The 20,847-nt window shown below is 36.7% G+C and carries 12 protein-coding genes and 1 pseudogene; 3 read left to right on the top strand and 10 right to left on the bottom strand.

Going from position 1 to position 20,847, the window contains the following annotated elements:
- Nucleotides 1-48 precede the first annotated feature (48 nt).
- The 6 genes from odhB to sdhC form a co-directional block, all read right to left on the bottom strand.
- Complete coding sequence (odhB, locus tag B9T31_RS09885) at nucleotides 49-1,242, bottom strand: 2-oxoglutarate dehydrogenase complex dihydrolipoyllysine-residue succinyltransferase (protein WP_086181796.1); 1,194 nt, start codon at nucleotides 1,240-1,242, stop codon at nucleotides 49-51.
- Between the two features lie 17 nt (nucleotides 1,243-1,259).
- Entirely contained in the window at nucleotides 1,260-4,082 is a 2,823-nt protein-coding gene (locus B9T31_RS09890) for a 2-oxoglutarate dehydrogenase E1 component (RefSeq protein WP_086181902.1), read from the bottom strand.
- 751 nt (nucleotides 4,083-4,833) lie between these two features.
- The gene (locus B9T31_RS09895; protein WP_086181797.1) at nucleotides 4,834-5,544 is read right to left on the bottom strand and encodes a succinate dehydrogenase iron-sulfur subunit; all 711 of its coding nucleotides are present in this window, start codon (nucleotides 5,542-5,544) and stop codon (nucleotides 4,834-4,836) included.
- Between the two features lie 14 nt (nucleotides 5,545-5,558).
- A complete protein-coding gene (locus B9T31_RS09900) occupies nucleotides 5,559-7,457 on the bottom strand; it encodes an FAD-dependent oxidoreductase (RefSeq protein ID WP_086181798.1) in 1,899 nt (632 codons plus the stop codon).
- Nucleotides 7,458-7,469: 12 nt separating this feature from the next.
- Nucleotides 7,470-7,835 carry a succinate dehydrogenase, hydrophobic membrane anchor protein gene (gene sdhD, locus B9T31_RS09905; RefSeq protein WP_086181799.1) on the bottom strand — a complete coding sequence of 122 codons (366 nt, stop codon included), beginning with the start codon at nucleotides 7,833-7,835 and terminating at the stop codon, nucleotides 7,470-7,472.
- Nucleotides 7,835-8,233 (bottom strand): succinate dehydrogenase, cytochrome b556 subunit, encoded by a 399-nt coding sequence (gene sdhC, locus B9T31_RS09910; RefSeq protein ID WP_086181800.1) that lies wholly within the window; start codon nucleotides 8,231-8,233, stop codon nucleotides 7,835-7,837. Before sdhC ends, sdhD begins: the two co-directional genes overlap by 1 nt.
- 991 nt (nucleotides 8,234-9,224) lie before the next feature.
- Between sdhC and gltA the strand changes: the two genes are divergently transcribed.
- Both gltA and B9T31_RS09920 read left to right on the top strand, forming a co-directional pair.
- A complete protein-coding gene (gene gltA / locus B9T31_RS09915) occupies nucleotides 9,225-10,499 on the top strand; it encodes a citrate synthase (RefSeq protein WP_086181801.1) in 1,275 nt (424 codons plus the stop codon).
- Nucleotides 10,500-10,642: 143 nt separating this feature from the next.
- Nucleotides 10,643-12,446: pseudogene (locus B9T31_RS09920) on the top strand (aminopeptidase P family protein).
- Between the two features lie 77 nt (nucleotides 12,447-12,523).
- Here B9T31_RS09920 and B9T31_RS09925 read toward each other — a convergent pair.
- Entirely contained in the window at nucleotides 12,524-13,966 is a 1,443-nt protein-coding gene (locus B9T31_RS09925; RefSeq protein ID WP_086181802.1) for a VWA domain-containing protein, read from the bottom strand.
- Complete coding sequence (locus tag B9T31_RS09930) at nucleotides 13,954-15,444, bottom strand: AAA family ATPase (RefSeq protein ID WP_265733382.1); 1,491 nt, start codon at nucleotides 15,442-15,444, stop codon at nucleotides 13,954-13,956. The genes B9T31_RS09925 and B9T31_RS09930 overlap by 13 nt, the downstream gene beginning before the upstream one ends.
- An 840-nt stretch (nucleotides 15,445-16,284) precedes the next feature.
- Between B9T31_RS09930 and B9T31_RS09935 the strand changes: the two genes are divergently transcribed.
- Entirely contained in the window at nucleotides 16,285-17,910 is a 1,626-nt protein-coding gene (locus B9T31_RS09935) for an NAD+ synthase (protein WP_086181804.1), read from the top strand.
- 56 nt (nucleotides 17,911-17,966) lie between these two features.
- Here the strand turns inward: B9T31_RS09935 and ftn are convergent, their stop codons facing one another.
- Entirely contained in the window at nucleotides 17,967-18,431 is a 465-nt protein-coding gene (ftn, locus tag B9T31_RS09940) for a heteropolymeric bacterioferritin subunit Ftn (RefSeq protein ID WP_086181805.1), read from the bottom strand.
- Nucleotides 18,432-18,780: 349 nt separating this feature from the next.
- Nucleotides 18,781-20,823, bottom strand: a complete 2,043-nt coding sequence (gene ligA / locus B9T31_RS09945) for an NAD-dependent DNA ligase LigA (RefSeq protein WP_086181806.1) — start codon at nucleotides 20,821-20,823, stop codon at nucleotides 18,781-18,783.
- Nucleotides 20,824-20,847: the final 24 nt, after the last annotated feature.

Consider the following 20,847-nt stretch of genomic DNA (forward strand, 5'->3'; position numbering starts at 1 on the left):
GTAGACGGGCTTAAAGGATCGCTTTAAGCTCGTATTTATATTGAAGTATTAAAGATCAAGGATAAGTCTAGCTGGTTCTTCTAACAATTCTTTAATTGTTACAAGGAAACCAACAGCTTCTTTACCATCAATTAAACGGTGATCATAAGAAAGCGCTAAATACATCATTGGTAAGATTTCAACTTGACCATTGACCGCCATTGGGCGATCTTGGATTTTATGCATACCCAAAATTGCAGTTTGTGGCGTATTCAAAATAGGCGTTGAAAGTAATGAACCGAAAGTACCACCATTAGTAATCGTGAAAGTACCACCAGTCATATCTTCAATTGAAAGTTTACCTTCACGTGCTTTGCCTGCATATGCGCGAATGCCATTTTCAACTTCTGCATAGTTCATACGATCTGTATCACGTAATACAGGAACAACTAATCCGCGATCTGAAGATACTGCTACACCAATATCATAAAAACCGTGATATACAATATCATCACCATCAATTGATGCATTTACCGCTGGATAGCGTTTAAGTGCTTCAGTTGCAGCTTTAACAAAGAAAGACATAAAGCCTAAACGTGCACCATGACGCTTTTCAAATGCATCTTTATATTGGTTGCGCATTTCCATAATTGGCTTCATGTTAACTTCGTTGAACGTTGTTAACATTGCAGTTTCTTGAGTTGCAGCAAGAAGACGTTCAGCAACACGTTTACGTAAACGAGTCATTGGTACACGCTTCTCAATGCGCTCACCTACTGCAACACTTAAAGGTGCTACAGCTGGTTTAGTTTGGTGATTTGCAACATCTTCTTTAGTAATACGACCACCGCGACCAGTACCCGCCACATCAGTAGCTGTAATACCAGACTCTGTTAATGCTTTACGAACTGCAGGAGCTTGATCAGTTACATGTGCACGTTCAACGACAGGCGCTGCACCTGCTTGAGTTTGAGCAGCAGCTTGTTCAACTTTTGCTTCAACTGCTGGCGCAGCACTAGCAACAGCACCTTCTTCGAACTGAGCAATCACTTCACTTGATAAAACTGTATCACCTTCATTTTTGATGATAGATGCAATCGTACCATCAGCAGGAGCTACAACTTCTAAAACAACTTTATCAGTTTCAATATCACAAATAACTTCATCACGTGATACTGCTTCACCTGGTTGTTTGTGCCAAGTTGCAATTGTTCCGTCAGCAACTGACTCTGGGAACACCGGTGCTTTAATTTCGGTTGCCATTCTTAAGACTCTCCTGTTTATTCAGCTACGATCGCTAAAGCATCATTTACGAGCTGAGCTTGTTGTTTTGCATGCAAATATGGTGAACCACATGCAGGTGCAGCAGAAGCATCGCGACCTGCATAGCTGATACGAACATGTTTGTCCGCTTTTTCAACTGTATTATAAAGTTGCGGTGCAATAAATAACCAAGCACCTTGGTTCTTCGGTTCTTCTTGAGTCCAAACAAGTTCTTTGACATTTGGATAAGAAGCAAGAACTTCAACTAAACGTTGTTCTGGGTATGGGTACAACTGTTCAACACGAACAATTGCAACATTTTTCAAATCTTGCTCACGACGTTTTTCAAGTAAATCGTAATAAACCTTACCACCACAAAGTACAAGACGTGTTACATCTGCGTGGTTGATTTGATCCACTTCGTTAATCACAGTTTCAAATGTACCAGTCGCTAATTCATCTAAAGTTGATGTCGCAAGTTTATGACGAAGTAATGACTTCGGTGACATCACAATTAATGGCTTACGAATTGGGCGAATTGATTGACGACGTAAAGCATGATAAATCTGTGCTGGTGTTGTCGGTGTGATCACTTGCATATTTTCTTCAGCACATAACTGCAAGTAGCGCTCTAGGCGTGCAGATGAGTGCTCAGGACCTTGACCTTCAAAGCCATGAGGAAGAAGCATTGTTAAACCACAAACACGTTCCCACTTTGTCTCACCAGAAGCAATGAATTGGTCAATTACAACTTGTGCACAGTTAGAGAAGTCACCAAACTGTGCTTCCCAAACGATTAAACTATTTGGTAATGTCGTTGCATAACCATATTCAAATGCCAATACCGCCATTTCTGATAATAGCGAATCGTAAATTGCAGTACGAGGTTGATTTTCTTTGATATGGCAAAGTGGAATATAAGTTGAACCATCAACTTGGTTATGAAGTTTTGCATGACGGTGCGAGAATGTACCGCGACCTACATCTTCGCCTGTTAAACGCACCAGATAACCTTGGTCTAGAAGTGTTGCATACGCTAAAGTTTCTGCAGCTCCCCAGTTTAATGGCATTTCACCTGTTTGCATTTTCAAACGATCATCAATCACTTTTGAAACTTGGCGCTGCATAACGAAACCTTCTGGTAACTCACGCATTTTTTGTCCAAGCTCTTTTAAGCGCTCGATTGGGAATGTAGTATCCCAGTTGTCTGTATATTCATGACCCAAATATGGTGCCCAATCTACAAACATTTTAGTATTTGGTTCAAGTACCAGTGCATTTGCAACATGATTACCTGCTTCTAAATCGGCACGATACTCTTCGATCATTTGATCAGCCGAAGCGCGATCTAAAATACCTTCTTGTACTAACTTATCTGCATATAATGTACGCGTTGTCGTTTTCTTGTTGATGACTTGATACATTAATGGCTGTGTTGCAGCAGGTTCATCTGCTTCGTTATGTCCGCGACGACGATAGCAGAATAAATCAATGACAACATCTTTACGGAATTTATGACGGAAATCATGCGCCAATTGAGTAATAAATATGACCGCTTCAGGATCGTCACCATTCACATGGAAAACTGGTGCCTGAACCATTTTTGCAATATCTGTACAATATTCTGTAGAACGTGCATCACGTGGATCTGAAGTTGTAAAGCCTACTTGGTTATTCACCACAATATGGACTGTACCACCTACGGTATAACCGCGTGTTTGTGACATTTGGAAGGTTTCTTGGTTAACACCTTGACCTGCAAATGCAGCATCACCATGTACAATCACTGGCAATACATCATCACCACCAATATCTCTGCGACGGACTTGGCGTGCACGTACCGAACCTTCAACAACAGGCCCAACAATTTCTAAATGTGAAGGGTTAAATGCAAGTGCAAGATGAACTTCACCACCTGGTGTGATGACGTTCGATGAAAAACCTTGATGATATTTAACATCACCAGAGCCTTTTTTATTAATAGACTTACCTTCAAACTCGCCAAATAAGTCCGCTGGGTTTTTACCCATAATGTTTACAAGAAGGTTTAAACGGCCGCGGTGAGGCATTCCGATAACCACTTCTTTACAACCGACTGAACCCGCACGTTGGATAATTTCATTTACCATTGGGATAAATGATTCACCACCTTCAATACCAAAACGCTTAGCGCCAACAAACTTATTGCCAAGGTATTTTTCTAAGCCTTCAGCTGCTGTTAAGCGCTCTAAGAAATGTTTCTTTTGATCCGCTGTATACGTAAACTGACCACGAGCACCTTCGAGACGCTGTTGAATCCAGCGTTTTTCTTTGGTATCCACGATGTGCATATATTCTGCACCAATAGATGAACAATAGATTGCCTCCATTGTTTCAACCATTTCACCTAAAGTCGCTTCAGCTTTACCAATTTCTAAGTTACTGGTATTAAAAACTGTATCTAAATCTGACTTTGTTAAACCATGTGCTGCAAGATCTAAATCTGGTACATCTTCACGTTTTGCTAAACCAAGTGGATCTAATTTTGCTTTTTGATGACCACGGTTGCGATATGCTGCAATAAGTTGCAAAACACCAATTTGACGATGTTCATGTTCAGTACTTACGGTACTTTGAACAACAGCTTGAACACGACTAGAATTACGTCCTAGTAATAGGAATTGCTCACGTACATTACTGTGAGGTTGGTCCCCTTTAGGAAATTTATCAAAGTATTCACGCCAATCATCTCCAACTGTTTCTGGAGCCGTCAAATACTGTTCATAAAGCTCTTCAATATACGCTGCACTATCAGCGGAAAGTTCAGTATCAAGACGCAATGCGTCAGTAACTTCTTGCATTTGTGGACCCATTTCCTATTGCAAAAACATTTCAGGATGCTTTTTAAGCAAAACCCATGATTAGTCATGTCAAATTTGTAATATGACATTATTCCCCATTAGGCATAACCTTGGGGCGTTATCCCTACATTAGGAAAATCCCAATGTATATAATGAATCATAACGCCCTCAGCGGCATCATCATTCATACATACCCGGCATAGCCGAGCAATTTTTTGCAAATCGATTTAAAAAAAATAATTGTTTAATATACCTTTTTTAAAGCGACTCGTGTCACAAAAAATCAACCCTATGCTTTATAAAAGCACATTTTACAAATCCATATTTTTTAGATATAGCAATATGTCAAAGTTTATCATAAAGACACCCTATGAACTGATTTTTTTTCAAACATACTATCTATAAATTGGCTAAATACACACTTCAAAACTTCTGTATCTATATGGTGGTTAATTACATAAAATTCTAGTGTGCGATACACGTTTTATGCAAAATTCATATCAATAAAATGACATAAACCATCTTTATCATCATAGCTGTTTTTTCATAAAAAATAAGTCATGAAAGGTATAATAAGCATAAAAAACACTCACTTGATATTTTTTAACCAGCGCACATTAATTTTAATTTTAGCAACACTTTTCATTTATTTTGTTTTTTTTACATAATTTAATAAATTATTTGTACTGTATCACATTTCAAAATCAAAAAAAGCACACCGAAGTGTGCTTTCTATCAACATCTAATTTTCTTAGCCAGCCATATCTAAAAGCATGCCACGGATGTGACCAATTGCTTTAGTTGGATTTAAACCTTTTGGACACACCGAGACACAGTTCATAATTCCTTTACAACGGAATAAAGAGAACGGGTCATCAAGACGAGATAAACGATCTTGAGTTGCTGTATCACGTGAATCAATAATAAAACGATATGCATTCAATAACGCAGATGGTCCTAAGAACTTATCTGGGTTCCACCAGAATGATGGGCATGATGTCGAACAACATGCACATAAAATACATTCATATAAACCATTTAAGTGATCACGCTCTTCAGGAGACTGTAAACGCTCTTTTGGTGGTGCAGGTTGATTATTAATCAAGAACGGCTGAATCTTATCATACTGATCGTAGAACTGATTCATATCCACAACGAGGTCCTTCACGACAGGAAGACCAGGTAATGGACGAACAGTGATTTCATTAGGTAAATCGTTTAGGTTCCAAAGGCACGCTAAACCATTTTTACCATTAATGTTTACACCATCCGAACCACAAATCCCTTCACGGCAAGAACGACGGAACGTTAATGTTTCATCTTGAACTTTCAGTGCAAGAAGCGCATCAAGCAACATACGATGCTTATCTGTTAGCTCAAGCTTAAAAGTTTGCATATACGGTGCTTTATCCTTATCAGGATCATAGCGGTAGATATGAAATGTACGAGTACCTCTACTCATCTTAATTCTCCTGATTAGAATGTACGTGGTTTAGGTGGAATTGCCTGAACCGACAATGGCTTATAACGCACTGGTTTATATTCAAGATGGTTATCATCAGAATACCAAAGTGTGTGTTTCATCCACTCATCATCACGACGACCATAAGAATAAGTTGGGTGATCTGGTGGTAATTCAAAATCTACGACCGTATGCGCACCACGACATTCTTTACGAGCAGCTGCAGAAATTAGTGTTGCTTTAGCAACTTCATATAAATTTTCAACCTCAAGTGCTTCAACACGTGCTGTATTAAATACTTTAGATTTATCCTTTAAATGAATATTGCGAACACGAGGTTCAATCGCAAGAATTTGTTTTACACCTTCATCAAGAAGTGCAGTCGTACGGAATACACCTGCATGGTCTTGAACGATATCACGAATTGCATCAGCAACGTCTTGAGCATTTTCACCAGACGTAGATTCATCAAGATGGCGAATACGTTTTAAAGTTGCTTCAAGAACAGTTGTAGGCAATGGTGCATATTCATCACCATGGTGCTTAGTCACATAATCAATGATATGTTCGCCAGCAGCCTTACCAAAGACAACTAAATCAAGGAGTGAGTTTGTACCTAAACGGTTCGCACCATGTACAGATACACAAGAGCATTCACCAATTGCATAGAAACCTTTAATTGGTTTGCTATAGTTACGATCACCCGAATTCGATGTATAAACATCAGTTTCTGGATTATAACCCGCTTCAAAATCAGGAAGATGCTCACCTTCAGGCACAACAACTTGACCATGAATATTGGTTGGAATACCACCCATTTGATAATGAATTGTTGGTACGACTGGAATTGGCTCTTTTGTGATATCAACGTTTGCGAATTTTTTACCAATCTCAAATACAGATGGTAAACGCTTCATAATTGTATCTGCACCTAAGTGAGTCATATCTAGAAGAATATAATCACCTTTAGGACCACAACCACGACCTTCTTTGATTTCTTGGTCCATTGAACGTGATACGAAATCACGAGGCGCCAAGTCTTTCAATGTTGGTGCATAGCGTTCCATGAACGGTTCGCCATCTTTATTACGAAGGATTGCACCTTCGCCACGACAACCTTCAGTAAGCAATACACCTGCACCCGCAACACCTGTTGGGTGAAATTGCCAAAACTCCATATCTTGCAATGGAATACCAGCACGTGCAGCCATACCTAGGCCATCACCTGTATTGATGTATGCATTCGTTGATGCACGGTAAACACGCCCAGCACCACCTGTAGCAAATAGTGTTGTTTTACCTTGGAATACTGCAATTTTACCTGTTTCTTGGTCAATTGCTGTCACGCCAAGCACATCACCTTTTTCATTGCGGATTAAATCTAATGCAATCCATTCAACGAAAAATTGCGTACCCATCTTCACGTTGCTTTGGTAAAGCGTGTGAAGAAGTGCATGACCTGTACGATCGGCAGCAGCACATGCACGTGGAACCGCTTTTTCACCATAGTTTGCTGAGTGACCACCAAATGGACGTTGGTAAATTGTACCATCGGCATTACGGTCAAATGGCATACCCAAGTGTTCTAATTCATAGACAACTTGTGGTGCCTCACGACACATAAATTCGATTGCATCTTGGTCACCCAACCAATCAGAACCTTTTACAGTGTCATAAAAGTGATAGTGCCAGTTATCTTCTTGCATATTACCAAGAGATGCACCAATACCACCTTGAGCTGCAACTGTATGTGAGCGTGTTGGAAATACTTTGGTTAATACTGCAACTTTTAAACCTGCTTGAGCAAGCTGGTAAGAGGCACGCATACCTGAACCACCACCACCAACGATTACGGCATCGAAAGTTTCGTGTGGAATATTTGTGTAATCTTCTTTAGGGGAAATAGCGCCCATGATTTTTTCCTATCAATTTGCCCAAAAAATCTGGATCGCCCAGATTGCGTATGCAAATACAGCAATAATCACTGCTGAAGTCAGTACAAGGCGTAGACCTGTAGCAGAAGGACCCATTTGACGAGTAGTCACATAATCCGTGAATACTTGCCACATACCAATCCATGCATGCGCTACAAGTGATAAGACTGACAACAAAGATAAAATCTTCATTGGTGTTGTCATCATAAAGCCATACCATTGCTCAAAGTTGAATCCACTATGAAGAAGAACCCAACCAAAGATAACAACAGTATAAACAGCCAACACCACAGCACTTACACGCTGGATATACCAATCACGAGAACCTGAACCTGTTAAACCTGTAGCACTTTTCATTAGAGGACAATCCATACAAATGCTGCAACGATACCGACTGCAGACAAGATTAATGAAATAGTAGCTGCGATACGACCACTTTGAAGCTCTTCGGCAACACCTACATCAGCAAGTAAGTGTTTAACACCTGCGATAAAGTGAAAGATCAAGCCTGCTACAAATACCCATACAATGAAGCGCACAATGAAGCTATCAAAAATAGCTTGAACTTGAGCAAATCCTTCTGGCGAAGACAATGACTTATCTAAAATCCATAAGAGTACTGGTACGAGTAAAAATACGATGACACCAGATAGACGGTGTAGAATTGATGCAATAGCCACAGGGGATTTTAAGTTTACATCTAAAACTTGACCCATGGACAAATTGACAGGTCTGTTGCTTTTCACAGCGGGCATCCTGTAAGTAAAAACTCCATTTGGAGTTTGTTGGAATTAATTCGGAGGAAAGCTGGCATTGTTAGGCAAGCCTATGCCTAAATTTAAAACGACACTGAATTATAAGACGTCAATTATCAAAATACAAACAACCATCTACTTCTTTTTTAAATAAAAACATATAAATAAGAATCATTAACAACAACTTAGTTAAAACACCTCTTACTCTTCACAGCCGTAAAAAAACTAGGGCATTGTTTTTTAATAACTAAATGCTTTTTTAAATTAGATTTAAAGATTAAAAAATAAAAAAAACTTACGACTAAAGCAGAACAAAACTCCTACTATTTTAGTAGACTCAAGGTCATTTTTTTATAATAGCAACCCAATTTTCCAATAAATTTATCATCATTTTTCATATCCATATTTATAAATAAACTTTTATTAATAAACACTTAAATTGCAAAAATACGAATTCCACTCAAAAGTTAAATATTATCAATACTTCATCACACCCTAAGATCACCCCATTCTCTTTATCTGATAAATTCAAGCATGATCAAGTGTCTTTTTTTTAAACAAACGAATCAAAAAAAAAATCGCTTTAATCTTTTTTTTCGCTCAACAAAGTTGATCTTTTTTTTCTAAAAAATGATTGTAAGTTACGAAAATTATAATAATTTAAATAAAATTCATGTCCAATCAAGGCGCTTAATTTTTTCTAGATAAAATTCAAAAATATTTACAATTAAGTTTTTAATTCAATTTTTTTCTGCAACAAGCGATTATTTTAACTTATGATAGCTCGCTGATACTGTGATTTTATTCGATTTTTTAGATAAATTCTTTTGATGATTATTGAGTTCAGGTTGTCATTTTTTATCCTTAAGTATAGTTGACAAAATTTCAGTACCAACTAATCATATTAGCAAATTTCAAACCTCTGATTTATGGATTAGAAGATAAATACCTAGGATCAGACTCACATTCACCGGGACAGGAGATCTATTGAATGTCTGAAGCAACTGGCAAAAAAGCCGTTTTACAGCTTAATGGCAAAGAAATTGAATTACCAATTTACAGCGGCACATTAGGCCCAGATGTAATCGACGTTAAAGATGTATTGACCTCAGGTCACTTTACTTTTGATCCTGGTTTTATGGCTACTGCTTCTTGCGAGTCTAAAATCACATTTATTGATGGTGATAAAGGTGTTCTTTTACACCGTGGTTACCCAATTGACCAGTTAGCAACTCAAGCGGATTACTTAGAAACTTGCTATTTACTTTTAAATGGCGAACTCCCAACTGCTGAACAAAAAGCAGATTTCGACTCTAAAGTACGCAACCATACCATGGTTCACGACCAAGTTAGCCGTTTCTATAATGGTTTCCGTCGTGATGCTCATCCAATGGCAATCATGGTCGGTGTTGTAGGTGCATTATCTGCGTTCTATCACAACAATTTAGATATTGAAAACGTTGATCACCGTGAAATCACAGCGATTCGTTTAATTGCTAAAATTCCGACTTTAGCTGCTTGGAGCTACAAGTATACAGTGGGTCAACCATTTGTTTACCCACGTAATGATCTTGGTTATGCTGAAAACTTTTTATACATGATGTTTGCTACTCCTGCAGATCGTGATTATAAAGTTAATCCTATTCTTGCTAAAGCAATGGATCGTATTTTCACGCTTCATGCTGACCACGAACAAAATGCGTCAACATCTACTGTACGTTTAGCGGGTTCTACTGGTGCAAATCCATATGCATGTATTGCTGCGGGTATTTCTGCACTTTGGGGTCCTGCACATGGTGGTGCAAACGAAGCTGTTCTTAAGATGCTGGACGAAATCGGCTCTGTAGAAAATGTTGCACCGTTCATGGAAAAAGTGAAAACTAAAGAAGTTAAACTCATGGGCTTCGGTCACCGCGTTTATAAAAACTTCGATCCACGTGCAAAAGTAATGAAAGAGACTTGTGATGAAGTGTTAAGCGCACTGGGTATCAACGATCCACAACTTGCACTTGCAATGGAACTTGAGCGTATTGCATTAAGCGATCCGTACTTCATTGATCGTAAACTCTACCCTAACGTAGACTTCTATTCAGGTATCATTTTAAAAGCAATTGGTATCCCAACAGAAATGTTTACTGTAATCTTCGCACTTGCACGTACAGTTGGTTGGATCAGCCACTGGTTAGAAATGCACAGCGGTCCATACAAAATTGGGCGTCCTCGTCAGCTTTATACAGGTGCAACTAAGCGCGATATCGCACGCTAAGTTAACATCATATGTCATAAAAACCACCCAATTGGGTGGTTTTTTTATCTGCTATTTTATGTATTATTCTTTTACTTAAATTTTAAACCTCATATTTAAACCTATTACTCACCCTCATAAACTATGGATAAAACAGAACCTCTATGGATAAAATCAGTAGCTTAGATAAATTACAATTATTACGAAAACAAATGCAATATCAGCATATTGATGCATTTATTGCCATGAGTGCTGATCCACACTTATCTGAATATTTGCCAGAGCATTGGAAAATTAGAGCGTGGTTAACGGGTTTTACAGGTTCTGTAGGAACAATTGTGGTGACTCAAAACTTTGCAGGTTTATGGGTCGATGGTCGCTATTGGATTCAAGCTGAGCAACAACTTTTACACACAGGTTTTGACTTACAAAAACAAACACAGGAAGAGTCATCCACACATCTTTATTGGTTAACAAAAAATCTACCTGCGCATGCACGTATTTCTATTAATGCACACGCCATTTCGGTTCAACATTATGATGTATTACAACACCTTGCCAGTAAAAATCACTTTGAATTAGTCACGCATCTAGATCTTATTGCTGAAATATGGGAGAACCGTCCTACGCTTCCTCAGCAAGCGATTTATGAGGTGAAGCAGAATATTAACCATCTTTCTCGAGTAGATAAAATTAAAAAAATTCGCCAACAACTCAATTGAGCGAAATATTGAAAGTCATCTTATTTCTTCATTAGATGACATTGCTTGGATTTTAAATTGTCGCGGTGCAGATGTTGAATACAATCCTATATTCCTATCACACCTTTATATCCAACAAAACCGCACGATACTCTTCATTGATTTAAGTAAAGTAAATGAGTCGTTAAAACAAAAACTGCAAGCAGATCAAATCGAATTATTCGACTATCATCATACTGTCAGTTTTATACAACAGCTCAATGATCACCATGTGTTAATCGATCCTACAAAAGTTTCTTACGCACTTCGGCAAGCCTTTCCAACACATAGCAAAATTACGGAAGATATTAATCCAAGTACATTATTTAAAGCACAAAAGTCTATCTCAGAAATCAATCATATTAAAAATGCCATGGTGAAAGATGGTATTGCTTTATGTCAATTTTTCTTTTGGCTGGAAACTGCTTTAAATAAAAATGAAAATATGAATGAACTGACTATTGATGAAAAAATCACTGCATTTCGTGCGCAACAAGAAGGTTTTATTGGACTTAGTTTTGCAACGATTGCTGGATTTAATGCCAATGGTGCTTTACCACATTACCGAGCAACACCAGAACAATTTAGTGAAATTCAAGGTCATGGTTTATTATTAATTGACTCCGGTGGTCAATATGAAGATGGAACGACTGATATTACCCGTGTTGTGCCAATTGGTACGCCATCTATAAAGCAAAAACGAGATTATACGCTTGTTTTAAAAAGCCATATTGCACTAGCACAAGTGGTTTATCCTGAAGGACTGGCTGCTCCACTACTAGATGCCATTGCCAGACAACATGTATGGAAATATCAATTAGATTATCGACATGGGACAGGTCATGGTGTTGGTTTTGCACTTAATGTACATGAAGGACCACAAGTTCTATCCTACTATGCACCCATTCATCCATATTCCAAACTTCGTGAGGGCATGATCATTTCAAATGAGCCAGGTCTTTATCATGAAAGAAATTATGGTATTCGCATTGAAAACTTAGTCGTCACTCGTCGAAAAGAATCTTCTGAGACAAACTATGGTACTTTTCTTGAGTTTGAAACGCTCAGCTTATGTCCAATCAACCTCGAATGTATTGATTTAAGTCTAATGAATGACAATGAACGGGACTGGCTCAATCAGTATCATCAGCATGTCCGTATCCAATTATCTCCGCATTTAAAGCATGAAGTTCTTGAATGGTTAACGCACAATACACGTTCAATTTAATGTCCAAATGAATGACTCAAAAAATCACCAAATTTTAAACATTTGGTGATTTAACAATAAAATAATAAATACTTTTCTTATTTCAACTGAATTACTTTTCTCATTTTAGATTGATAAACCCATTGATGATCAAATACATTTTCATCTAAATGATCCAATCTTAAATTCGCAATTGCAACAGCATAAAAACCATGCCCTTTTTGCTTTTTTTCTTGAATATTCTGCATGATGTCAGAGTTTAAATTTCCCATAATAAAATCTGAAATGACAACGATATCTGCTTGATGAAAATCTAATGTCTCTAATAATGAAAGTGAATGTGTTAGTGCTGGAACAATATCAGTTCCACCATGAAAAGACTGACTTAAAAAGTGAATGAGATCATCAAATGAAGTGTTTTTCTGTAAATCTAAAGTCGTTAAATTGGTTGAAAAATTAATAATACACATCATCCGTTTTGTTTTTAATGCTTGAATCGATAAATATAAACAAATTGCTTTCGCAATTAGTTCTGGCTGCCCATTCATCGAACCACTTGTGTCTAAACAGATAATCATGGGGCCTTTTTGACCCACTTGTTTTTTTTGCTGAGTCGTGTCGGAAATTAACCGAGCTGTATTTAAACCCTGAGTATTAAAACTCATTAAGTTTGACTCTAAATATTTAATATCAAATAAAATTTGTAAATCTGGATCTGCAAGTAATGCTAACTCACTCGGTAAAGCAAAATTTAATTCTTGAGCAAGTTTAATTCCGGAAAGCTCTTGCTGTGCGAAAACATCTTCTATTTCCACTTCTGATTGAGATTTTTTAACAACATTTTGTCGCTTTCGACGCTTTTGATCAGGCTGAGTAGAACCAATTAAATAACAAAGTTGCTTAAGCTCCTGATCCGTCTCTAAATAATCAGCCCATTGTTCAAATTGTTCAACATCTTGTGATGATAGTTTACCCTTAGAATAATCAATTAAAATTCCTGTTTCCATTCCAACACTGTCTTGATATTTCGACATGCGTTGTAACGTCGTAAGAAAATCTTTAATCTCATCTAAAAATGCATCTCGTAATAATGATAATTGCTCAAACTCCCAATTTGCGATAGCTTCGGTCAATTGTCTTTGCCATTTTTCTAAAACTAACTGCGCTTGTAATTGGGCATTTGATAAGGAATACATGCTTTGAAGCGTGTTACGCCATAAATCTGTTAAATCTGGACGTCCTAAATTTTGACTAAAATTATGATATTGTTCGATCATTTCATTCAATTGACTTAAATCAAACTGATCAATACACATCCAATATTCTAATTGCTGCTGCTCATCTAAAAAAGGATGCTGCTCATCTAAATTCGACTTCGCTTGAAAAGCCCATTCTTTTACTTTATGAACTAAATGCTTTTCAACTTTCTGATCATTTAACCAGTGTTTCAAGCTCGATTGAGAAAGTTCAGCATAAAGTTGATCTGTTAAACGTGATAATGCTTGTAGCGATTTTTTTCGATCCACGATTATTGACGACATAGCTCATCCAAACGCTTACAATCTTGAATTTGTAATTGGTAGCGCGAAAGTTTGGATTCTATGGCATTCATTAATTTTTCAGAATCCGCGACATCGACAAAACTTGAATAAAAATGTTGTTTATTGTGCAAATATCGTTGTTTTAACGCGTGCTCAGACTGTATCAATTTTTCGCTTAACGTCTGAAGATTTTGTATTAGTTCCAGTTTGTCTTGCAATAATACCTGACTTCTTACAGTTCCTTTTGTATATTTAATATATGGGGTAATCGTTTCTTCCAATCCATAATACCCACCCTTCAACGTACACACACGTACACCATTAAAATTACATACAATTCCACGAATTTCTTCACCCGTTACATCTACAGCAAAAAAATCATTTTTGGTATCCATCTTATTCAATTCAAGATATAAGGTTTGATCTTTATAATGATGATCCAAATGTGTTGTTGCACGAACATATTCTTTATTTTTAATCAAATAACTTTCATATACATTTTCTGTATAATAAAAACAATTTAGTATTTTTTGTTCAATTTCATCTTTTTCAATCATTCGTTGTTCTAAATCGAAATCTGAATCTAAACCAAATTCGAGAATAACGTCATCAATCAATTGAGCAATCAATGAAATATCTTTTTCCTTATTCCATAAACAATGCTTTAAAATAAATAAATCACTAATCAAAACCTCAGTACGTTCATTTAAAAATGCACTGGTCTTTACTAAATAAGCAACACGTTGCCAACGTCGATCAGAAATATATATCTGTTGATCTTCACTTTGTTGAATTAATCTTATTTTTATTTCATCAAAAATCGTTAAAATCGTACTAGATAACTGAACATCATAGATATACTCACGCCACTCTGCCAATTCCGCCCTTCTAATTTTCAAATCATCACTTAACCTTGGTTTTGTTTTACTTGGTTTAGCTTGTAAAAGTGCATGAAAATTTTGAGTCTGTTGTATAGGTTCAACAACTAAACGAAGAATAAAACGATCATATAATGCATCTAAACCTTGATTTTCTTCTGGAATTTCATTTGATGCACTCATCAACACATTCAACGGAACGTGTTGAATTAAATCACCATTTTTGAAAGTTTTTTCATTGACCAATGTTAATAAGGTATTCAAAATAGCTGGGCTTGCCTTCCAAATTTCATCTAAAAATGCAAAATCGGCACGTGCTAAATAATGTTCTGTTTTTCTTAAATATTGATCTTCTTTCAGTGCTTTTATTGAAACTGGACCAAAAATTTCCTCTGGCGTGCTAAAGCGATTCATTAAATATTCAAAATAAGAATTCACTTCAAATGCCGCGGCAATTCTACGAGAAATTAAACTTTTTGCTGTGCCAGGTTGTCCAAATAAAAAAGTATTTAAACCTGCAACTCCAGCCAACAAACTGAGCGCAATAATCTTTTCACGTTCATACATATTTTCACTCATTTCAGTGATTAATGTCTTCATCCGTGTTTTCATAATTTTCAACGTAAAATATGTCTGGAAGTCTTGCAAAATTGTACTCTGATTCAATCAAATTCATAGTCAAAAAGTAATTTGATTCACTGCCATGAGCATTTTTCCTAACAGACTATAGCTCTCTTATAGATTGATGTTGTTATTTTCAGTTTTTCGATGAATGTGAAAATATCCTCCCTTATTCATCAAATTAGTTCTAATGAAATATTTCGTATATCAAAATTTAACATGAGAATACATTCATCTTGGCAAGATAATGATATTCAAAAAACATTCATGATTAACATATTTTAATGCATATTTTACAGAACCCACATCATCTTAATCATCAATGTTAAAGTATATAACTTCAGTCAGGACATTACTTAAACGATAACTGATATAAGCCTTAGGCTAATACATTTCAATCAAAGAAAAATATATTATAAGATTGAATAACGAAGTAATCTTACCTAGCACATAGTAATCAAAAGTTCAGAACATAATTTTATGTGACTAAAATGCGTATGATAACTTACAAGCTTATTTATTTTTAATACATAAATACAAATCAAACAACATTTAATAACTAGAATAATTAATTAAATATGCATATAACTTGAATTAATATCAATATACGCTAGCATCTCTTTTAAATTAAGCTAAAATAGCTCGAGTTAACTTTCTTAAGCTGATCAGTTTTATAGTTTTCAGTGAAATAATTAAGGCTTTTTAATACCTTGCTTTATAAGCGATAATTTTTACTTAAACACATAGACTCCAAATAACAGATGATAATGAAAAGGTAGATATGTGTTTTAAAACCTATAGGAATAGGATTAAATTTAAATGAAATCTTTTAAAATTGCCCTAGCACAATTTTCCCCACATGTCGGCAATATTGAAATAAATGTTCAGCGCATGATTGAACAAGCAACCGAAGCAAAAAAGCAACATGCGGATATTATTATATTCCCTGAACTATCGACCATTGGATATCCAGCAGAAGACTTGCTTCTTCGCCCGAGTTTATCGAAACGTAGTGAGCAGGCATTTAAACAATTAAGCAAAGTTAAAGACATTGTCATGATTTTTGGTTTTGTAAATCAAACCGAAGATGGTCATCGCTATAATTCTGCTGCTGTCATGAAAGATGGACAAATACTCGGAATTTACAATAAACAAAACTTACCTAATTATTCCGTTTTTGATGAAAAGCGCTATTTTAGCGAAGGTCATCAACATCTTGTATTTGAGTATTTAGGTCATAAATTTGGTGTACTCATTTGTGAAGATGCTTGGACGATTAACACCGTACAACAACTTTCACAACTCAATGTTGAAACTGTATTAGTTTTAAATGCTTCTCCATATGAAGTAGGTAAACCGCAACATCGTGTGATCACGATGTCTGAGCTTGCAAAACAACTGAATTTAAATCTTGTTTATGTCAATCAGGTCGGTGGACAAGATGATTTAATTTTTGATGGTACAAGCTTTGTCATCAACAATGATGGTTCCGTTGCGCTTCAAACACCTAGTTATAAAGAAGCATTACTTTATAGTGAATATGAAGTTGAGAAAAAAGCATTCAAAACTGGAGAAATTATAGCCCCATTGGAAACGATGGCTGAGATTTATAATGGTCTAGTCATGGCAACTAGAGACTATATTAATCGCTCAGGTTTCCCTGGTGTTATTTTGGGTCTTTCTGGTGGTATTGACTCAGCACTTACACTTGCAATAGCAGTTGATGCAATTGGCGCAGAAAAAGTTCAAGCTGTGATGATGCCGTATACATATACAGCTCAAATCAGTGTTGAAGATGCTGCTGAACAGGCTAAAAATTTAGGTGTCGTCTTTGGTGTTGCCGAGATCAACAATGTCGTCAATAGCTTCATGCAAACACTCTTTCCATTCTTTGGAAATTCACCTGCAGATGCAACTGAAGAAAACCTGCAAGCACGTTCACGTGGAACACTGCTCATGGCCTTATCAAACAAATTTGGTAACCTCGTCTTATCTACGGGGAATAAATCTGAGCTTGCTGTAGGTTACTGTACTTTGTATGGTGACATGGTGGGTGGTTATGCTGTTCTAAAAGATGTCTATAAAACGATTGTTTTTGAGCTTGCAAAGTACCGCAATAGCATTTCAGAAACTCCTGTGATTCCAGAGCGCGTTATTACTCGCCCACCATCAGCAGAGCTTCGTCCTGATCAGACAGATCAAGATTCCTTACCTCCTTATGATGTGCTTGATGCGATTCTTTATGCATATATTGAAGAAGAATTGAGTCAACACGATATAATTGCGAAAGGATTTGATAAAGCAATTGTTGAAAAAGTCATTCAACTGGTCGATCGCAATGAATATAAACGTCGTCAGGGTGCAATCGGACCACGTATCAGTTCACGTGCATTCTCTCGTGAACGACGCTATCCGATCGTAAATGGTTGGAAACCAGGCATTTAATTCTCGTGAAGAAGAAATAAAAAAAGCCCAGTAATCTGGGCTTTTTTTATTTAAAATTAAATTTGAGATTGAATATAGTTTTGTAAACCGACTAATTCAATTAAACGAATTTGTTTTTCTAACCAATAGGTATGATCTTCTTCAGTGTCTGACATTTGCTGGCGTAAAATATCACGTGTGATATAGTCCCCTTTTTCTTCAGCCAACTTCACACCTTTTGCAAGTTTTTCACGCACATGATACTCAAGTTTTAAATCTGCTTTTAAGCAAGAAACAACATCTGTACCCGTATCAACGTCATCACGCTTCATATTTGGTGTACCTTCCAAAAATAATACGCGACGAATCAGTGCATCTGCATGTTGTGCTTCTTCTTGCATTTCATGATCGATACGTTCATAAATTTTTGTTAAACCCCAATCCTCATACATACGTGAATGAATGAGATACTGATCACGAGCTGCCAGTTCGCCACCAATCAACATATTTAGATAATCTACGACTTCTGGGTTGCCACGCATTTTTAATTCTCCATACAATTTCAATTATTATGGTGAATTGATCAGGTTATTGCAACCTCAAAAATATCTAAGCTTATGATTTTAATACAAAATAAATGATAAACATACGCATTTTCAATCACAATTCATTTTTTTCCATATAAAAAATAACCCTTTAGGAAGCATGAAAAGTAAAATAATTAGAATTTATACCAAAAATTAAATTCATATCAAATTGTAACTATTAAAAATGCTTCTTATTCATTTAAAGAATATTCTAACTTTGAATTAAAATAATCAGAGAAAAAGAAACTCAGTCACCATATAACTAAGTTTCAATACTTTTAGAGTTATCAACTATGAAAATATATTATTCAATCGTATAAACACCATATTGTTGCATGAGCGCCAAAAACTCCTGTTCAGTCAATACTTGAACACCTAACTTTTCAGCTTTTTCTAATTTAGAACCCGCTTTTTCACCTGCAACTAAACATTTAGTTTTACTTGATATACTCCCACTCACTCGTGCACCAAGGGCTTGTAATAACTGCGTTGCATCATCTCTACCCATCTGACTCAATGTGCCAGTAATGACCCAACTTTCGCCATTTAATGGCTGACGAGTTGGAGCAATCGGTGCATCCCAGTGAATACCTGCAGCAATCAAACGATCAACAACTTCTAAATTATGTGGTGCTTGGAAAAAATCGATAATCCATTCTGCTGTAATCCCGCCCACATCTGGCGTTTTTTTCAATGCGTCTAAATCAGCGTGGCGAAGTGTATCTAAATTTTGGAAAGTATTGGCAAGCATTCGTGCTGTTGTTTCACCCACGCCACGAATGCCCAATGCATAAATAAATGATGCCAATGTGGTTTTCTTACTATTCTCGATGGCGTCCAATAAATTTTGAACGGATTTTTCACCCATCTTTTCAATACTTAACAATTGCTCACGATGCTCATGCAAATGATAAATGTCGGCAACATTGTTCAACAAATTTAAATGCAATAATGATTCCGCCCAACGATCACCAAGACCTTCAATATCCATGGCTTTTCGAGACACAAAATGACGAATTGCTTCAATTCGCTGTGCAGCACAATATAATCCACCAGAACAACGAGCTAATGCTTCACCCTCAGGCATCACCACTGGTGAGGAACATACTGGGCAGTTTTCAGGAAGCTGAATGATGACTGCATCGACAGGGCGAAATTCAGGCCAAACTTTTTCAACTTTAGGAATGACATCACCACTACGATAGACACTGACCGTATCGCCAATACAAACATCTAAGCGATGAATTTCACCAATATTATGTAATGTCACATTCGAAACAGTTACCCCACCCACTGTGACCGGATTTAAACGTGCAACAGGTGTTAATGTTCCAGTTCGACCTACTTGCCAATCAATATTTTCAACTTTAGTTAATGCTGCAACTGCAGGAAATTTATAAGCTGTTGCCCACCGTGGTTCGCGACTCAAAAAACCAAGCTGCTGTTGCTGCTTAAGGTCATTCACCTTAATCACCATACCATCAATTTCAACTGCTAAATTTGAACGTTCTTGATTAATTTGTTCGTATTTCTCTTGTACTTCTTGAATACTGTCACAAACAAAATGACGCTCACCCACTGCAAAACCAAATTGAGTTAACCATGTTAAGCTTGCTGACATACTGGTTTGCCCATGATGTGGTTGACACTGCGCAATACCGTAAGCAAAAAAAGCCAAAGGACGTGATGCAGCGATATTCGGATCTAACTGGCGTAAACTGCCAGCAGCAGCATTACGTGGATTTGCAAAAGTTTTTTCGCCTTTTTTCTCATTTTCAGCGTTCAACTTTTCAAAACCAGATTTTGGTATCAGTACTTCACCACGAACTTCTAATAGCTCTGGAATGATGCCATTTTCTGAGGATAAAACTTTGGGTAAATTACGAATTGTTTTTACATTTTGAGTAATGTCTTCACCCGTTTCACCATCACCTCGAGTTACGCCACGGACTAAAATGCCATGTTCATACCATAAGGAAATTGCCAATCCATCAAATTTAAGTTCGACATCATATTCAATCTGCTGATTTGGCAATCGTTCTTCAATACGACGTGCAAATGCAAAAAGATCTTCTTGATTAAATACATTTCCCAATGACAACATGGGAATCACATGCGTCACACTATCAAATTTTGATAATGGCTTTCCACCAACTTTATTGATTGGTGTATCGTGCTGAAGCAAATCAGGATATTGTTGCTCTAATGCTTTCAGTTGATGAAATAATTGATCATATTCACTGTCTTCTATCGTAGGTTGATCCATTACATAATAGGCATGATTATGCTGAGCAAGTAATTGAATCAATTGACGCATTTGCGCAATGACAGCTGAATTTTGGGTCATGATTTCACCATAAAAAAGAGCGGT

Source organism: Acinetobacter sp. ANC 4558 (assembly GCF_002135375.1).
Lineage (GTDB): Bacteria > Pseudomonadota > Gammaproteobacteria > Pseudomonadales > Moraxellaceae > Acinetobacter.